Genomic DNA, 17530 nt, shown 5'->3' with positions numbered 1-17530 from the left:
TGTTCTATTTCGCCGCTTGCCAAAGCGCCAGACGGCGACAAGTAGTTTTAGAGCCTGAATCAAAAAGTGGCTTGTGTGTGCGAAAATGGTGATTTTCGAGTACCGGAGTGGAGCGTACTAAAGGTACGTGAGCACCGGAATGTAGAAAATCGACATTTGCAGCCACACAGGACGACTTTTGGAACAGGCTCTTAGATTCCGAATTCATCTCATTGGAGTACCTCATGGCTGGCCAGCTGCTGCCCATCGCCGCCCTGCTTGCAAGCACGTTCCTGATGCTGCTCGCCGGTGGCCTCGCGGGTATTCTCCTGCCATTGCGCGGCGGAATGGAGGGCTGGTCCACCACAACCATCGGCTGGATGGGCACGAGCTATTCGCTGGCATTCACCATCGGCTGTATCGTGGTGCCACATCTGGTGCGGCGTGTCGGCCATGTGCGCGTGTTTTCCGCTCTGCTGACCCTGCTGTCGATGGCGCTGTTGTTTCATGCGCTCGTGGTCAGCCCGGTGGCCTGGATGATCTTTCGCGGCGTCGCGGGCTTTTCGCTCGCGGGCGCTTACATGATCATCGAAAGCTGGCTGAACGAGCGCGTGACCAATGAATCGCGCGGGCGCATTTTCTCGATCTATATGATCATCACCATGCTCGGCCTGATGTGCGGACAGTATATTCTGCCCTTCGGCGATGCGATGACCCAGACGCTGTTTATCATCTGCGCGATCATCTATGCCAGCGCCCTGCTGCCGACCGCCCTGTCCAGCGCCCAGTCTCCAAACCCGCTGACGCAGGTTTCGCTGGATCTCAAGGGCCTCTACCGCCGCTCGCCCGCCGCAGCCGTTGGCTCGCTGATCGCCGGTATCGTTGCTGGTACATGGAACTTTCTTGCCGCCATCTATGGCGAAATGAATGGGCTTTCAACCCTCGGCATCGCGACCATGCTGGCCTCCGCCATGATCGGCGGCGCAATCTTCCAGTATCCGCTTGGCCGCGCATCCGACTTCGTGGACCGGCGCTATGTCATGGTGCTGGCAGGCCTCATCGGCTTTGCCCTGTCACTGGTCATGGTGCTGTTTCACCCGAGCACACCCTATGCGATTTACGCAATGATGTTCCTGTTCGGCTCGGTAATCTATCCGATCTATAGCCTCAACGTCGCCCACGCCAACGACTATGCCGATGCCAGCGAATTCGTCAAAATCTCCGGCGGGCTGCTGATCATCTATGGCGCGGGCAGCGTGGTGGGACCAGCACTTTCCGGTCCGCTGATGGATGCCATCGGCCCTTCCGGCTTCTTCGTGACCATGGCCATCGCCTTTGGCGTTTACGGCCTGCATGCCTTCTGGCGCATTCGCAGGCTGCAACGTCCAGCAATCAGCGAACAGAAGACCGAATACAAGTTCCACACGCCGGACGGTCAGTCCACGCCGGAGACCATGCAGCTTGATCCACGCTCGGAAGGACCGCAGGAAACGACGGGCTAGCTATTTTTTTACGCATTATCCGACGCAAAACCGCTTCGCACTTTTGCTGGAAATGCTCTAATTACTGGCCTTGCGGCGCGTTGACCTTGTGCGGTTCGAGCGCAAGCTTGTGTTCGCGATAGATGATGAAGCCACCAGCCGCCATGACGATGACGCTGCCGACGAGCATTTCCAGCGTCGGCACATCGCCAAACAGCAGAAAGCCGATCAACAGGCCTAGCAGCATTGACGTATATTCAAATGGCGCAATGGTAGACATCGGCGCATGACGGTAGCACTCGGTCAGCAGAATCTGGGCGATGCCACCCGCAAATCCGGCACCGATGAGCAGCGCCAATTGCGTCCAGCTGGGCATGACCCAGCCAAAAGGCAGGCTGACCAGCGCAATGACGCTGGCCGATAGCGAGAAATAAATCACGATGGTTGCCGTGCGCTCGGTCTGCACAAGCCGCCGCACCAGAAGCATTGCGATAGCCGACATAAAGGCTGCCCCCAGCGCAGACAGCGCACCGATAGCCTCATTCTGCCCGACATTGCCTTCGGAAAACAGCGTCAGGCGCGGCCAGATAATGACCAGCACACCGAAGAGCCCGACCAGAACCGCGCTCCAGCGATAAAACCGCACCACTTCGTGCAGAATGACAGCACCGAGAATCACAGTGATCAGCGGCGAAGCATAATTGATGGCGATCGCTTCCGGCAGCGGCAGTTTCATCAGCGCAAAGAAGCTCATCGTCATGGCGCAGACGCCAACCAGTCCACGCCAGAAATGGCTGAAACCGTGTTGCGTCAGAAACGCGCCCGAGAGTTGCCCACGCCATTGCAAATAGAGCAGAACAGCGATGACTGCGAAAAAGGATCGGAAGAAAATAAGCTGCCCAAGCGGCACGCCATCGGCAGCTTTGAGCATCGTGGACATGCCGACAAAGACGGCAACGGAAGCAATCTTGAGACCGATACCAAGCATCGGATTTGAATCTAGCCCTGCCGCCTCAACAGCTGCGCTCGCACGAGCGTTCACGATGCAATTCCCCACATATACCGCGTAAAACTTGCGGCCAAATAGTATGACCACAGTGTTTTCTTATGCCTGTTTGCCACGAACTGCCAGCCATAGCGTTGTGTCCGGCAAATTTATTTGCCGGCGCTCATTTCTTGTCGTTTGGGCAAAAGCCGGTTACGAATCCAGCACAAGATTTCACAGAAAGAGTTCCGCGATGCGTACAGAAACCGGCCAGACATTTCGTCTCGAAGATTACCGCCCGACACCTTACGCGATACCGGAAACAAAGCTCGACTTCACGCTCGAGCCGGAGAAAACCATTGTCCGTGCCGAGCTGACAATCGAGCGCCGTCCGGGCACTGCGCCCGGCACGCCACTGGTCCTCGACGGCGATGAACTCAAGCTCGTCAGCATCGCCATCAATGGCACCCCGCTTGCCGATAATAGTTATGTCGCAACGCCCGATCTCCTGACCATCAGCGATTTGCCGGAAGGCGAGCGCTTTACGCTGGAAATTGTCACCGCCGTCAATCCGACGACTAACCGGCAGCTTTCAGGGCTTTATCGCTCCAGCAGCGTCTATTGCACGCAATGCGAGGCAGAAGGCTTCCGTCGCATCACCTATTATTATGACCGCCCTGACGTGCTTTCCGTCTATACGGTGCGTGTCGAAGCCGACCGTGATGCCGCGCCGGTCCTGCTTTCCAATGGCAATCCGGTGGAAAACGGCTCGACTGAAAACAATGCTGATCGGCATTTTGCGGTGTGGCACGATCCGCATCCGAAGCCGTCCTATCTCTTCGCGCTTGTTGCCGGTTCGCTCGGCGTTGTGAAGGATCATTTCACCACGGCGTCCGGTCGCCCGGTCGATCTCGCCATCTATGTCGAACATGGCAAGGAGCAGCGCGCGCTTTACGCCATGGATGCGCTGAAGCGCTCTATGCGTTGGGATGAGGAGAAGTTCGGGCGCGAATATGATCTCGATGTCTTCAACATCGTCGCCGTGTCGGATTTCAACATGGGCGCGATGGAGAACAAGGGCCTCAATGTCTTCAACGACAAATATGTGCTGGCCGATCCGGAAACCGCGACCGATGTGGACTATGCCGGCATCGAGGCTGTCATTGCGCACGAATATTTCCACAACTGGACCGGCAACCGCATCACCTGCCGCGACTGGTTTCAGCTTTGCCTCAAGGAAGGTCTGACCGTCTATCGCGATCATGAATTCTCCGCCGATCAGCGCTCGCGTCCGGTAAAGCGCATCGCCGAAGTGAAGATCCTGAAGGCGCAACAGTTCCCGGAAGATGGCGGCCCCCTCGCCCATCCGGTGCGTCCGCGTGAATATCGCGAGATCAACAATTTCTACACGGCGACGGTCTATGAAAAAGGCTCGGAAGTCGTTCGGATGATCCGCACGATCATCGGGCCGGACCTGTTCCGCAAGGGCATGGACCTCTATTTCGAGCGTCATGACGGCGATGCTGCCACGATCGAAGATTTCATCAAGGTTTTTGCCGATGTTTCGGGGCAGGATTTTGCCCAGTTCGCACTCTGGTACGATCAGGCAGGCACACCGCGGGTGGATGCGGATTTCGACTACAATGCGACTGCTGAAACCTTCACCATCCGTCTGCGTCAGGCGCTGGCGCCAACACCCGGCCAGTCGGTGAAAAAGCCGATGCATATTCCAATCGCATTCGGCCTTATCGGCCCGGACGGTAAGGATATGAAGCCGACTTCCGTTGAAGGCGGCGATGTGCATGACAATGTCATTCACTTGCACCACTCATCGGAGACGATTGTCTTCCACGGCATCAAGGCGCGTCCGGTTCCTTCGCTGCTGCGCGGCTTTTCCGCTCCGATCAATCTCACTTCGCCGCTTTCCGAAGAGGACCTCACATTCCTCGCATTGAATGACAGCGATCCGGTTGCGCGCTGGCAGGCCATGAACAGCATTCTCACCCGCACCCTGCTCGAGGGCGCCAAGCGCGTTCGTGGCGGCCATAAGCCGGAGTTGAATGCCAAGGTGGTCGAGCTGGTCGGTCGCGTCGCATCCGACGAGACACTTGATCCGGCGTTCCGCGCGCTCTGCCTGACGTTGCCAAGCGAAAGCGACGTGGCGCGTGAAATGGGCGATAATGTCGATCCCGACGCTATCCTTGCAAGCCGCGATCACCTGATCGCCGCTATCGCATCGACCTATGCGGCTGATTTCGCCCGGCTATATGACACTCTCAAACAGACGGGCGCTTTTACCCCCGACGCGGAAGCGGCAGGCAAGCGCACCTTGCGCAATGCGCTGCTGGATTATCTGAGCCGCCACGAAGGCAACCAGCGTCGTGCCGCCCTGCAATATGCGGGAGCCGACAACATGACCGACCGCTTTGCGGCGCTGACGGTTCTCGTTCACCGCTTCGGCGACACGGATGAAGCGCGGGAAGCTCTGTCCAGCTTCGAACAGCGTTTCGGCGGCGACGGACTTGTCATGGACAAGTGGTTCAATGTTCAGGCGACCCGCCCCGGCGAACACGCACTGAAAACCGTGCGCCAGCTTGCCGTCCACCGCCTGTTCTCGCTCGACAATCCAAACCGCGTGCGCTCGCTGATCGGCTCCTTTTCGGCTTCGAACCCGACTGGCTTCAACCGCAAGGACGGCGCGGCCTATGTGTTCTTCGCCGAGACGATCCTCGCTATCGATCCCGAAAACCCGCAGCTCTCTGCGCGGCTTTTGACCTCGATGCGGTCCTGGCGGTCACTGGAAGAAACGCGGCGCGAACATGCCCGTGCGGCTCTCGCCCGTATATCGGGCATGCCCAAACTTTCAACCGACCTGCGCGACATCGTGGATCGCACTCTCGCCTGATTCGCGGGCGACAATCGAAGCAATCTGATTCGCCCCTGCCAGCCGCCTTTCTGCGGCTGGCAGGGTGAACAGCTATGCGTTTTCGTCCTGCTCTGGCACGCTGCGAAAGCGACCAAGTTTTCATGAGTCTTTTCATGGATTTAAGCGCATCGGCTGAGGAACTGATTCCGGATAAAGGCTTGAGATTCATAAGAAAATCGACGTCATCAGACGGTCTTTTTTACGTCTCGTTAACGAAATCGCTGGACAGCGCGAATCACTTTTGATTCATTGAATGCATTCGGAGGTGGCGTATTCCGAATCACTTCACTCGCAGGCATTTCACGAGGGACCATCAGATGGCGAGCACCGACGCGTATGGCGCGCCGGCGGGGACGCATTGCGAATCCGGTCGGAAGAGAAGGAAAGGCAAGGTCTCGGGCCATGTCCGTCTTCTCGCGGGTCCGGCCTATGGCAAATTTATCTCGATGGAACCCATTTTGCGCCGCCTCGTTCCCGCGCTGATCATCATTTTCCTTGTCATTCTCGGCGTTGCCCGCGTGTTTTCCATGCTGGCCTGGCATGACGACATTGAACAGCAGCACAAGGCTTCGCTGTCGGCAGCAACCGCCAATCTGGCGCAGATGATCGAGCGCGTGGCGAATGGCACCAGCGCAGGCGCGCAGGTTTCCGCCAAGGACTTGCAGGACACCATTGCCGAGTTTCGCTCACGCGGCCTCTCGTCGTCCGGCATGACAGTTGCCATCGTTGACGGCCAGTCGTCGGTGGTCGCAGCTTCCGGCCCGCTCTCCGATTTGCCCGGCAAGCCGATTGATACAATCCTGTCGGAAGCGCAGCCGCTGTTCCTCTTTGCCGAACGCGCAGGCGTGCTGAAAATTCTCTTGCAAGGCGAAGCCGCCTATGGCGCTTTGTCCAAGCCGCTGACAGCGCCTTATTCCATCATCGCGACGGAAGCGGAGAACACGATCTTTGCCGAGTGGCGTCGCGCCGTCTCGCTGAATGTCACACTCTTTGCGGGCACCACCGGTGTCATGTTCGCCATTCTTTACGCCTATTTCAGTCAGGCGGCGCGGGCCCGCGAAGCTGACGATCTTTCCAATCAGATCCAGCTCCGGATTGATCTCGCCATGGCGCGCGGGCGCTGCGGCCTCTGGGACTGGGACATGGCGCGCGGACGCATCTACTGGTCGCGCTCCATGTATGAAATGCTGGGCTATGAAGCGCAGGACGCAGTGCTGCCGTTCAGCGATGTCGCGGCAATCATCAATCCTGAAGATGGCGATCTTTATTCTCTCGCCGAACAGGCGGCGGCTGGTGACTTCTCTCACGTGGACCGCGTGTTCCGCATGCGTCATGCGGATGGATCGTGGGTCTGGATGCGTGTGCGTGCCGATATTGCGGCTGAAGGCGACTTGCATCTGGTCGGCATCGCCTTCGACGTCAGCGAGCAGCACCGCTTTGCGCAAGCGACGGCAGAAGCCGATATGCGCATCCGTGAAGCCATTGAGAACATCTCGGAAGCCTTCATTCTGTGGGATTCCAACAACCGTCTGGTGATGGCGAATTCCAAGTTCAGCGAATATGCGGGCCTGCCGGTCTGGACGCTGAAGCCGGGCGTGCCACGCAATGAAGTCGACGCCCACACGCGTCCCTTCACCTTCGAGCGCCGCATGGCCAACGAACACAATCGCGCAGGCGGTCAGACTTTCGAACGCCAGCTCAGCGACGGTCGCTGGCTACAGGTCAACGAACGCCGCACGCAGGACGGCGGTCTCGTCTCTATCGGCACCGACATTACCCAGCTCAAGCTGCATCAGGAACGTCTGGTGGATAGCGAACGCCGCCTGATGGCGACCATTCACGATCTGTCGATTGCCCGTAAGGGTGAGCGCGACCGTGTGCGCGAACTGTCCGAGCTGGCCCGTAAATACGGACAGGAAAAGGAACGCGCCGAAGCGGCCAACCGCGCCAAGTCGGAATTCCTCGCCAATATGTCCCATGAGCTGCGCACACCACTCAACGCGATCATCGGCTTTTCGGAAATGATCCAGGCGGGCACTTTCGGGCCGCTCGGTTCCGACCGCTATGAGGAATATATCAACGACATTCACACCAGCGGTAACTTCCTGCTGAACGTCATCAACGACATTCTCGACATGTCGAAGATCGAAGCTGGTCATTTCTCGCTCGACCGCGAGCAGATCGATCTTTGCCCGCTCATCAATGAGACGGTGCGCATGATTTCACTGCAAGCCGATGAGAAGAACATCACGGTTGAGACCCGGATCGAAGACGCCATGCAGCTCTATGCCGACCGCCGCGCAGTCAAGCAGGTGCTGATCAATCTCCTGTCCAACGCGGTCAAGTTCACTTCCCATAACGGACATATCACAGTGCGCGCCCGCAAGACCGGATCAGCCCTGTTCATGACCATTCAGGACACCGGCGTCGGCATTCCAAAATCGGCATTGAAAAAGATCGGCCAGCCGTTTGAACAGGTCGAAAACCAGTTCACCAAAACCCATAGCGGGTCGGGCCTCGGTCTCGCCATCACCCGCTCGCTGGCGGAACTGCATGGCGGCTGGCTGCGCATTCGCTCGACCGAAGGCGTCGGCACGGTGGTTGCGGTCAGCATACCCGACCGCAAGCCGGTGCAGATCAGCGGGCACAGCGCCGCAATTCACGCAGCGTAAATTTAGACGCTGACCAGTTTCTCAAAGCTTGCGCGGACGTCCTTCGCCAGTTCGGTCAGATGATGTTCGACGCGCTTGATATCCGGCATATCGGCGGCGCGGCAGAGAAGATCGATCATACCCGGAATGAACTCGTCTCGCGGCGCATCGCTTCCAAGGCATAAGCGAATAGTCTGGCTCAAATTCGTGTAAAGCCGATGCGCTTCGACCAGACTATCGGCAAGGGCAGGTTCGGCATAGGCCGGATCCAGCGAGCCAAGAACCTCTTCCGTTCCAAGCGGGCGTGGCTTCTTGGTAACTTTCCCAACCAGAACCGCGAATTGCGCGATGAATTCCAGATCGACAATGCCGCCGGGCTTCAGCTTGAAATCCCAGTCATCACGCGGCGGCTTTTCCTGATAGATCAGGTCGCGCATTTCGCGCACGTCCTTGGCGATCTTCTTCACGTCACGCGGTGCTGACAGCACCTCGTCGATCTCCGCCGTGATATGCGTAATAAAGCTCTCGTCGCCATGGATCGGGCGTGCCCGCGTAAGCGCCATATGCTCCCAGGTCCAAGCCTCGGTCCGCTGATACTTGCCGAAGGATTCGATATGGGTTGCGACAGGCCCCTTGTTTCCCGAGGGGCGCAGACGCATGTCGACTTCATAAAGCACACCTTCCGCCGTCGGCGCGGACAGCGCGGCGATCAGGCGTTGTGTGAGGCGAATATAATATTGCGACGGAGCAAGCGGCTTTTCACCGTCTGATTCATCGGCATCCGTGTCGTGATCATAAAGCAGGATCAGATCGACATCAGAACCGGCGGTCAGTTCACGACTGCCGAGCTTGCCCATGGCCAACAGCGCCGATTTAGCGCCTTTGACTTTGCCGTGGCGACGCTGCAATTCGGCTTCCACGGCCTCAAACGCCTTGCCGATCATCAGCTCAGCCAGATCGGAAAAAGCGCGCCCGGCGCGGACGCCGTCAATCGCGCTTGTCAGCAGGCGAATGCCGATGAGGAAACGATGCTCTGCCGCAAAGATGCGCAGCCGATCCAGCACTTCCTCGTAGTCGGTCGCGGCTCCGAGAAACACGCGCAGCCGTTCTTCCAGATAGGAGCGGGTCGGCATCTCTGAAAAGATTGCAGGGTCAAGCAGACCATCGAAAACATGCGGATTGCGCGTGATGATTTCGGCCAGCCGTGGCGCAGCGCTCATGATCATCACAAGCAGATTGAGCAGGCGCGGATTGGATTGAAGCAGGCTGAAAAGCTGGATGCCCGCAGGCAAGCCTTGCAGAAAACTGTCGAACCGCAACAGCGACTCGTCGGCGCGCTTGGTCTCGGCAAAGGCGTTGAGGAGCGCAGGTGTCAGTTCGGTCAAGCGCTCGCGCGCTTCCGCCGACTGGGTGGCGCGATAGCGCCCAAAATGCCAGGTGCGGATGACACGGCAGATGTCGCTTGGGCGCTCATAGCCCATGGCGGCGAGCGTCTCCAGCGTACCCGGATCATCCACATCGCCGGTAAAGACGAGATTGCCCGTCGAGGTGCCGAGTTCCGGCGCCTGCTCGAACAGAGCCGCATAGTGCTTTTCAACAATCTTGAGCGCGTCGAGGAAAACCTCAGAGAACTGCGCCGGATCGGCATAGCCCATCATATGGGCGACACGGGCAAAGCCTTCATCGTCTTCAGGAAGAATATGGGTCTGTTCGTCGGCAATCATCTGGATGCGGTGTTCTACATCGCGCAGGAAGTAATATTCCTTGGCCAGCGCATCGCGTGCTTTTTCCGTGATCCAGCCGCGCTCCGCCAACTGGCCCAGCATCGGCACGGTCTGATTGCCGCGCAGTTCCGGAAAGCGTCCGCCAGCGATCAGCTGCTGCGTCTGGACGAAGAACTCGATCTCGCGGATACCGCCGCGACCGAGCTTCACATTGTGCCCGCGAACGGCAATGTCGCCATGGCCCTTATGGGCGTGGATTTGGCGCTTGATCGAATGAACATCGGCAATCGCCGCATAATCGAGATATTTGCGCCAGACATAAGGGGAAAGCTCGGCCAGCACCTGACGACCGGACGCACGATCACCGGCGACGGGTCGCGCCTTGATCATGGCGGCGCGCTCCCAGTTCTGGCCGCGCCCTTCGTAATAATGCAGCGCGGCGCCAACAGGAATCGCAAGCGGTGTCGACCCCGGATCAGGACGCAAGCGAAGATCGACGCGGAAGACATAACCGTCCGCCGTGCGATCCTGAAGGATACGAACAAGACGCCGCGTCAGGCGCGAAAACGTGTCAACGCACTCATACGGATCGCCGATGGCCGGTTTGGTTTCGTCGATGAAGACGATCAGGTCGATATCGGAGGAATAGTTCAGTTCGCGTGCGCCGAACTTGCCCATGCCCAGCACGATCCAGCCGGAATCTTTGTCGGGCTTGTTGCGGTCGGGCAGATTGATTTTTCCCGCAGCATCCGCATCGCGCAGCAAAAAGCGGACGGCAGCGCCGGTGCAGGCTTCAGCCAGATCGGTCAGCCAGCCGGTGGTGGCTTCCGTATTGAAAATTTGGGCCAGATCGCAAAGCGCGATCAGCACATGCGCTTCGCGTTTGAAGCGGCGCAGATCGGTCATCAACGAAGCTTCGCTCGCGCCCTCCTCCATACCGCAGAGCGAAACCGTTGCGAGAATATCGTGCAACGCGGTTTCAGGCGAAGCAGAAACAATGCGGCTCAGAATAGAGGGGTGCCGGGTCAGCGCTTCACGAATGAACGGCGACAGATCAAGCACAGCCGACAGGAAAGCCGAAGCCTTCTTCTTTTCCAGCAGAGCGGCGACATCTGGCAGCTCGTCCTCACGGGACCGTTCTATCAGGTCATCAAGAAAGGATCGCGCCCGATCAGGATCGAGCGGCGTCAGCGCACAAAGGTCTCTCTCGAAAAACAGTTCCTTTGTATCGTCAGCCGCCATGATCCCCTCTTACATTTTGCTATTTCACCTCGCCATGCGGCAACGGAAACTCCAGAACGGCACGCAGTCCCGGTTCGTTGCTTTCAAGACGAAGCGCGCCACCGTGCAACTTCATGACCGCCTTGGCAAGACTCAAACCGAGGCCGGAACCCGGCTGTGTGCGGCTTTCCTCAAGACGCACGAAACGTTCGGTTGCCTGTTCACGCTTTTCCTCCGGAATGCCCGGCCCGTTATCGGCAACGATGATCCGTACCCAGTTGGCGTCGCGCTCCATGGCGAGCGACACATTGGCCTCACGCTCCTCGCCACCGGCATATTTGATCGCATTGTCGACGAGATTGGAAACCGTCTGACCAACCAGTTCGCGGTTGATATGCAGCACCACCTCGTCCAAGACACCAAGCGTCAGCTTTACATTCGCATCTTCGGCAACCGGTTCATACATTTCCGCCACATCCCGCACGATGGGCGCGACGGGCAAATCTTCGAGGTTTTCCGCCGAATAACCGGCTTCCAGACGGGAGATCATCAGAATCGCATTAAAAGTGCGGATCAGTTGATCCGACTCGCTGATAATATCTTCGAGCGCCTCGCGATATTCCGGCCCGGCCTTCTTGCCAGCCAAAGCTTCTTCGGCACGGTTGCGCAGACGCGTGAGCGGCGTCTTGAGGTCATGGGCAATATTGTCGGAAACCTGTTTCAGCCCTTCGTTCAGCTCCAATATGCGCCCGAGCATCACGTTCAGATTACCTGATAGACGGTCGAATTCATCGCCGGAACCGTTCACCGGCAGACGCCCGGTCAGGTCGCCATCCATGATGCGCTGCGAAGCCTTGGACACGTCATCGATGCGCTTCAAGGCGCGGCGTCCGACAAAGAGCCAGATCAGCAGCGCACCGGCACCCATGATGCCAAGCGCCAGCATCAACGAGCTGCGGATGATATCGCGGAACCGCTCCGGCTCACCAAGGTCACGCCCGACCAGCAGACGCATGCCATTCGGCAGAGCAATCACCACGGCGACAGCGCGGTGGTCGCTTTCCGTCCCCTGCTCACCATAACGCTTATAGACGAAGGCACGCTCTACAATGCCGTCCGTGTCCAGCACGCCGGGCTCTACGCTTTCGACATTGCCTGCCAGAATGCGCCCCGATGGATCGGCAACCAGATAGAGATAAGCGCCCGGCTGGCGCGAACGATAGTCAATGCTGCGCACAAGCTGCGGAATGCCGCCGCGCGCATAGCTTTTGCCAATGCTCGCCACTTCTTCACCCAGCGCCTGTTGCGTCTGTGCAGTGAGAATCGAAGCGGACAGATTGGTCATATAGAAGACCAAAGCGACAGCGCCGACGACAAAGAGAAGCAGATAAAGAGCCGACAGACGCACCGCCGTGGTGCGCATAAGCGCAGAAAACCGGCCCATCAGTCCACCTTGGCAGCGGTCTGTTTGGTACGCCCGGCCTTCAGCATGTAGCCGGCGCCGCGCACCGTATGCAGCAGCGGGCCGTCAAAACCTTTTTCGATCTTGGAGCGCAAGCGCGAAATATGCACGTCGATCACATTGGTCTGGGGGTCGAAGTGATAATCCCAGACATTTTCAAGCAGCATCGTGCGGGTCACAACCTGACCGGCATGACGCATGAGATATTCAAGCAGGCGGAATTCACGCGGTTGCAGCGTGATGTCAACATCCTGACGGCGCGCCGTATGCGCAAGCCGATCAAGTTCGAGATCGCCAACGCGATAGATGGTGTCGGCCTCACGTGGGCTGGAACGGCGCTGCAACACTTCCACGCGCGCCAGAAGCTCCGAAAACGCATAAGGCTTGGTCAGATAGTCGTCGCCACCGGCACGCAGACCCGTCACGCGATCATCCACTTCGCCGAGCGCCGATAGAATCAGCACCGGCGTTTCCATGCCCTTGGCACGCAGGCCAGCCACAACGGAAAGCCCGTCGCGCTTCGGCAGCATGCGATCCACGACCAGCACGTCGTAAGTGCCGTTTTCCGCCAGCGCATAGCCGGTCTCGCCGTCACCGGCGATATCTGCCGAATGTCCGGCTTCGCTGAAAGCTTTCTCCAGATAACGAGCAGCTTCGCGGTCATCTTCAATTACGAGAATTTTCATGGCGTCACTTATAAATTACATTCGGAGATAAAGCACATCCCGAAAAGTGTAAGACGGCTTTCGGATAAGATGTGCGCAAACAAAAACTTAGAGCGCAGATCTGATACAATCAGATCGAAACGCGCTCTAAGATGATGCCAGGCAGTTACCCGCCTGGCATCTGATTCTTTCAAAGGTTATCGCGGATGCCGGTCATCAACCCTGATCGATCGGCAGGGCCACGAAACGGCTCTGATCGTTGCTCTGCAGTTGCAGCAGCACAGCCTTGCGACCCGACTTGGAGGCTTCGCTAATGGCGTTGTTGATGTCCTTGGCAGTCTTCACAACCTGATTGTTGACGCTGACGATGACATCGCCGGAGCGCACACCGCGATCAGCGGCATCGCTATCAGGATCAACGTCAGTGACCACAACACCGGTTCCATCTTCCGAAGGCGTGACGGTCAGGCCGTAGCTGTCGAGCGTTTCGCTCTGCTGGCCACTCTTGCCTTCATCAGTCGCGCCACCGGCCTGCTTGAGATCCTGCGGCATGGCTTCGATGGTGATGCTGATCTCTTCAGCCTTGTTCTTGCGCCAGACGCTGAGTGCAGCCTTTTCGCCCGGATTGATACCGGCAACCTTACGGGCCAGATCACGTGGATCCTGAACCGGCTCACCATTCACGGCGGTGATCACGTCACCGGACTGAATGCCAGCCTTGGCTGCAGGACCATCCTTCTGCGGCGAAGCGACGATTGCACCCTTTTCTTCGGCCAGACCCAGCGAAGCGGCGATATCCTTCGTCACCGGCTGTATCTGTACACCGATCCAGCCGCGTTCAACCGAGCCCTTCTTGATGAGCTGATCAACAACCTGCTTCGCGGTGCCCGACGGGATTGCGAAGGCGATACCGACGCTGCCGCCCGAAGGCGAGAAGATAGCGGTGTTGATACCAACGACCTGACCGGACAGGTTGAAAGCGGGACCACCCGAATTGCCCTTGTTGACGGCCGCATCGATCTGGATGAAGTCGTCGTAAGGACCGGCGCCGATGTCACGGCCACGGGCCGAAACGATACCCGAAGTCACCGTGCCGCCGAGACCGAACGGATTGCCGACTGCAACAACCCAGTCGCCAACGCGAACCTGATTGTCATCGCCGAAGGCGACATAGGTGAACTTGCGCTTGGCATCATCGACCTTCAGAACGGCGAGGTCGGTGCGCGGATCGGTACCGATCAGCTTGGCGTCGAGTTCGGTGCCGTCATCCATCACGACGCTATAGGCGTCACCATCGGAAACGACGTGGTTGTTGGTGACGACATAACCGTCTTCAGAGATGAAGAAGCCGGAGCCCTGTGCATAGGGGCGTTCATGACCCGGACGGCCAGGACGCTTGCCGGGACCGCGATCAGGACGTGCACCCGGACGCGCATCGCCGCGTGGCGGTTCCATGCCGAAATCACGGAAGAAGCGCTTCAACGGATGGTCGTCGGGAAGCTGGTCGAAACCGCGCGATCCGAAATTCTGGCCACCGCCGCCATTGTCTGCTTCCTGCACATTCTTCTTCACGGTCACGCTGACGACAGCCGGACGTACCTTTGCCACCAGATCGGCGAAGCCGACGGTCTGCTGCGGCGGCGTCACCTGAACGGCTTCTGCACGGGCATCATTGAGTGCGCCGAGCGGGCCAGTCGCAACGAACGCGCCAGCAAGGGCAGCGCAAACTGCGACAGCTGCAACGCTCTTGCGATAATGGGAAGTGCTAGCTCTGGACATCTATTTCTCCTTACGAGCGGTAATCCGGCCTTCGCTCTCGTCTTGGGAAACGAGGCCCTGTAATTCCTTTATAGAGCGTAAGATAGTTAGAGCTACCTTACCGCTCAATTTCCGCAAGATGAAAGTTTCGTAAGGTTCACCGCGAGCGAGGAAGAAAATCGCTCGTAAATATAGATAACTATTTATTATTCAGAAGACGGGCGAGCTCGGCTTTTTCGCTTTCAGAAAGCGGCTGCGCTGCTTCGCCGAGCCTGCGTCGCCCGCGAAACGCGAAGACAAGCGCAACCGCACCGATGACAAGCACGATAACCGGGAAACCCCAGAGCAATATAGTACGAGCCGACAGGCGTGGCTTCAACAGCACGAACTCACCATAACGGGCGACGACAAAATCCAGTACCTGAGCGTCCGTATCGCCTGTTTTCAAACGATCTCGGACAAGAAGACGCAGGTCGCGGGCAAGCTCCGCATTCGAATCATCGATGGATTCGTTCTGGCAGACCATGCAGCGCAACTCACCGGAAATGGTGCGGGCGCGCTTTTCAAGCGCCGGATCGGGCAGAACCTCATCGGGATTGACGGCAAAGGCTGCCGTGCCCTGAAATACCAGAGCAATAGCGAGGGCACACATGGCGAAGAGTTTGCGCATCTTCATGCTGCGGCCTCCGCTTCCTGCGGCGCGGCCTTGCGCTTGGACGCAGGTGCGCCGACACGCAAACGGCGGTCGGCGAGCGAAAACAGGCCGCCCAGCATCATGACCAATGCGCCATACCAGATCAGCGTCACCTGCGGCTTCCACCAGATACGGACAACCACCGAACCGTCACCCGGCTCGTCGCCAAGCGCCACATAGACCTGACTGAACCAGAGCGTGCGAATGCCCGATTCTGTCGTCGGCATCTGGCGCGCCGGGAAAAAGCGCTTGGATGGCTCTATCCGGCCAAGATCGCGCGCACTGGAATCGAGCAGCGTGAACGTGCCGCGATTCTCCGTGAAGTTCGGACCGGTCAAAGGCCGAAGCCCTTCGAACCGCAATGTGTAATCCTGAACCTTCACCGTGTCGCCTGCACGCATGATGAGCACATTTTCGGTGCCGAAGGTCGTCACGCTGACAATGCCGAGCAGTGTCACGCCAAGGCCAATATGCGCCAGAGCCGTTCCGAACACCGAGCGCGGCAGGCCCTTGAAACGGGCCCGTGCTTTCGTTGCCGAAACCTTGCCGATACCGGCCTTCTGCACCAGATCGGTGAGGCTACCGAAAATCAGCCAGGCAGCCAGACCGACGCCGCAAGCAGCCAGTAACGATTTTGCCGAAGTGGTCCACAGCACGATACCGGCGGCCACCAGCGCCAGAGCGAAAGCTGTCATCAAACGCTGGGAAACGCCGTAAAGATCGCCGCGTTTCCATGCGAGAAGCGGACCGAACGGCACCGCACACAAAAGCGGGATCATCAGCGGACCGAATGTCATGTTGAAGAATGGTGCGCCGACGGAAATCTTTTCGCCGGTCATGACTTCGAGCAGCAGCGGATAAAGCGTGCCAATCAGAACCGTCGCGGCGGCAGTGGTCAGGAACAGGTTGTTGAAGACCAGCGCCCCTTCCCGCGAGATCGGATGGAAAATGCCGCCTGCCGTCAGGCTTTGCACGCGAAGCGCGAAGAGCGACAGAGAACCACCGATGAAAATGGCGAGAATAGCGAGAATGAACAGCCCGCGACCGGGATCGGTCGCAAAACTGTGTACCGAGGTCAGTACGCCGGAGCGCACGAGGAAAGTTCCGAGCAGCGACAGCGAAAAAGTCAGGATCGCCAGCAGGACTGTCCAGATTTTGAGCGCCGAGCGCTTTTCCATGACCAGTGCGGAATGCAGCAAGGCAGTGCCAACCAGCCAGGGCATGAAGGATGCGTTTTCGACCGGGTCCCAGAACCACCAGCCGCCCCAGCCAAGCTCGTAATAGGCCCAGTAGGAACCCATCGCGATACCGCCGGTGAGGAACATCCATGCCACCAGCGTCCACGGGCGCACCCAGCGCGCCCAGGCCGCATCAAGACGCCCTTCCAGAAGTGCCGCAACCGCAAAGGAGAAGCAGACCGAAAAGCCGACATAGCCGAGATAAAGCAGCGGCGGATGAATGGCGAGGCCGATATCCTGCAAGATCGGATTGAGATCGCCGCCTTCCATCGGAGCCGGAAGGATGCGCGTAAACGGGTTCGACGTGAAGATGATGAAGGCCAGAAAGGCCACGCCGATCCAGCCCTGAACGGCCAGAACATTGGCGCGCAAAGTTTCAGGCAGATTGCCGGAAAATGCTGCGACCAGCGCGCTGAAAAGCGTCAGGATGAACACCCACAACAGCATGGAGCCTTCGTGGTTTCCCCAAACGCCGGTGATCTTGTAGAGGAGCGGCTTTTGCGAATGCGAGTTTTCGACGACATTCAGCACAGAGAAATCCGACACGACATAAGCGTGAACCAGAACCGCTGAAGACAGGCAGACAAGCGCGAAGACTGCAATCGCCGTTGGCACCGCCACCGACATGAGATGCGTGTCGCGTCGGCGGGCACCGATAACCGGCACGACCGACTGAACAATCGACAGAGCCAGCGCCAGCACCAGCGCGAAATGGCCGATCTCGACACTCATAGGCAGTCTCCCGA

The 17530-nt window shown here is 58.4% G+C and carries 10 protein-coding genes; 3 read left to right on the top strand and 7 right to left on the bottom strand.

Annotated elements, in window-relative coordinates; genetic code table 11:
* Positions 1-224: 224 nt before the first annotated feature.
* Positions 225-1481: an MFS transporter gene (locus FGI60_RS14165; RefSeq protein ID WP_138785763.1), complete on the top strand. Its 1257-nt coding sequence runs from the start codon at positions 225-227 to the stop codon at positions 1479-1481.
* Between the two features lie 61 nt (positions 1482-1542).
* On the opposite strand, the gene FGI60_RS14160 is transcribed toward FGI60_RS14165, so the two are convergent.
* Positions 1543-2448, bottom strand: coding sequence for a DMT family transporter (locus FGI60_RS14160; RefSeq protein WP_374843843.1), 906 nt, complete (start codon positions 2446-2448; stop codon positions 1543-1545).
* Positions 2449-2698: 250 nt separating this feature from the next.
* Here FGI60_RS14160 and pepN point away from each other — a divergent pair, with 250 nt between their 5' ends.
* The gene (gene pepN / locus FGI60_RS14155) at positions 2699-5350 is read left to right on the top strand and encodes an aminopeptidase N (protein WP_138785761.1); all 2652 of its coding nucleotides are present in this window, start codon (positions 2699-2701) and stop codon (positions 5348-5350) included.
* 338 nt (positions 5351-5688) lie between these two features.
* A complete protein-coding gene (locus FGI60_RS14150; protein ID WP_138785760.1) occupies positions 5689-8043 on the top strand; it encodes a PAS domain-containing sensor histidine kinase in 2355 nt (784 codons plus the stop codon).
* A gap of 2 nt (positions 8044-8045) precedes the next feature.
* On the opposite strand, the gene FGI60_RS14145 is transcribed toward FGI60_RS14150, so the two are convergent.
* The 6 genes from FGI60_RS14145 to FGI60_RS14120 form a co-directional block, all read right to left on the bottom strand.
* Positions 8046-10988 (bottom strand): bifunctional [glutamine synthetase] adenylyltransferase/[glutamine synthetase]-adenylyl-L-tyrosine phosphorylase, encoded by a 2943-nt coding sequence (locus FGI60_RS14145; protein WP_138785759.1) that lies wholly within the window; start codon positions 10986-10988, stop codon positions 8046-8048.
* Between the two features lie 19 nt (positions 10989-11007).
* Complete coding sequence (locus tag FGI60_RS14140; protein WP_171058781.1) at positions 11008-12414, bottom strand: sensor histidine kinase; 1407 nt, start codon at positions 12412-12414, stop codon at positions 11008-11010.
* Positions 12411-13115, bottom strand: coding sequence for a response regulator transcription factor (locus FGI60_RS14135; RefSeq protein WP_138785757.1), 705 nt, complete (start codon positions 13113-13115; stop codon positions 12411-12413). Before FGI60_RS14135 ends, FGI60_RS14140 begins: the two co-directional genes overlap by 4 nt.
* 195 nt (positions 13116-13310) lie before the next feature.
* Positions 13311-14873, bottom strand: a complete 1563-nt coding sequence (locus FGI60_RS14130) for a Do family serine endopeptidase (protein WP_138785756.1) — start codon at positions 14871-14873, stop codon at positions 13311-13313.
* Between the two features lie 178 nt (positions 14874-15051).
* Positions 15052-15528, bottom strand: a complete 477-nt coding sequence (locus tag FGI60_RS14125) for a cytochrome c-type biogenesis protein (RefSeq protein WP_138785755.1) — start codon at positions 15526-15528, stop codon at positions 15052-15054.
* Complete coding sequence (locus FGI60_RS14120) at positions 15525-17516, bottom strand: heme lyase CcmF/NrfE family subunit (protein ID WP_138785754.1); 1992 nt, start codon at positions 17514-17516, stop codon at positions 15525-15527. The genes FGI60_RS14125 and FGI60_RS14120 overlap by 4 nt, the downstream gene beginning before the upstream one ends.
* Between the last annotated feature and the right edge of the window lie 14 nt (positions 17517-17530).

The organism is Brucella haematophila (assembly GCF_005938105.1).
In the GTDB taxonomy this organism is placed as follows: domain Bacteria; phylum Pseudomonadota; class Alphaproteobacteria; order Rhizobiales; family Rhizobiaceae; genus Brucella; species Brucella haematophila.
Note: the sequence above shows the minus strand (reverse complement) of the source record. Positions and strands in the feature narration are given on the sequence as shown.

Coding starts and splice junctions, on each gene's coding strand:
- FGI60_RS14165 (WP_138785763.1), top strand. CDS start 225: ATGGCTGGCCAGCTGCTGCCCATCGCCGCCCTGCTTGCAAGCACGTTC.
- FGI60_RS14160 (WP_374843843.1), bottom strand. CDS start 2,448: ATGCTTGGTATCGGTCTCAAGATTGCTTCCGTTGCCGTCTTTGTCGGC.
- pepN (WP_138785761.1), top strand. CDS start 2,699: ATGCGTACAGAAACCGGCCAGACATTTCGTCTCGAAGATTACCGCCCG.
- FGI60_RS14150 (WP_138785760.1), top strand. CDS start 5,689: ATGGCGAGCACCGACGCGTATGGCGCGCCGGCGGGGACGCATTGCGAA.
- FGI60_RS14145 (WP_138785759.1), bottom strand. CDS start 10,988: ATGGCGGCTGACGATACAAAGGAACTGTTTTTCGAGAGAGACCTTTGT.
- FGI60_RS14135 (WP_138785757.1), bottom strand. CDS start 13,115: ATGAAAATTCTCGTAATTGAAGATGACCGCGAAGCTGCTCGTTATCTG.
- FGI60_RS14130 (WP_138785756.1), bottom strand. CDS start 14,873: ATGTCCAGAGCTAGCACTTCCCATTATCGCAAGAGCGTTGCAGCTGTC.
- FGI60_RS14125 (WP_138785755.1), bottom strand. CDS start 15,528: ATGAAGATGCGCAAACTCTTCGCCATGTGTGCCCTCGCTATTGCTCTG.
- FGI60_RS14120 (WP_138785754.1), bottom strand. CDS start 17,516: ATGAGTGTCGAGATCGGCCATTTCGCGCTGGTGCTGGCGCTGGCTCTG.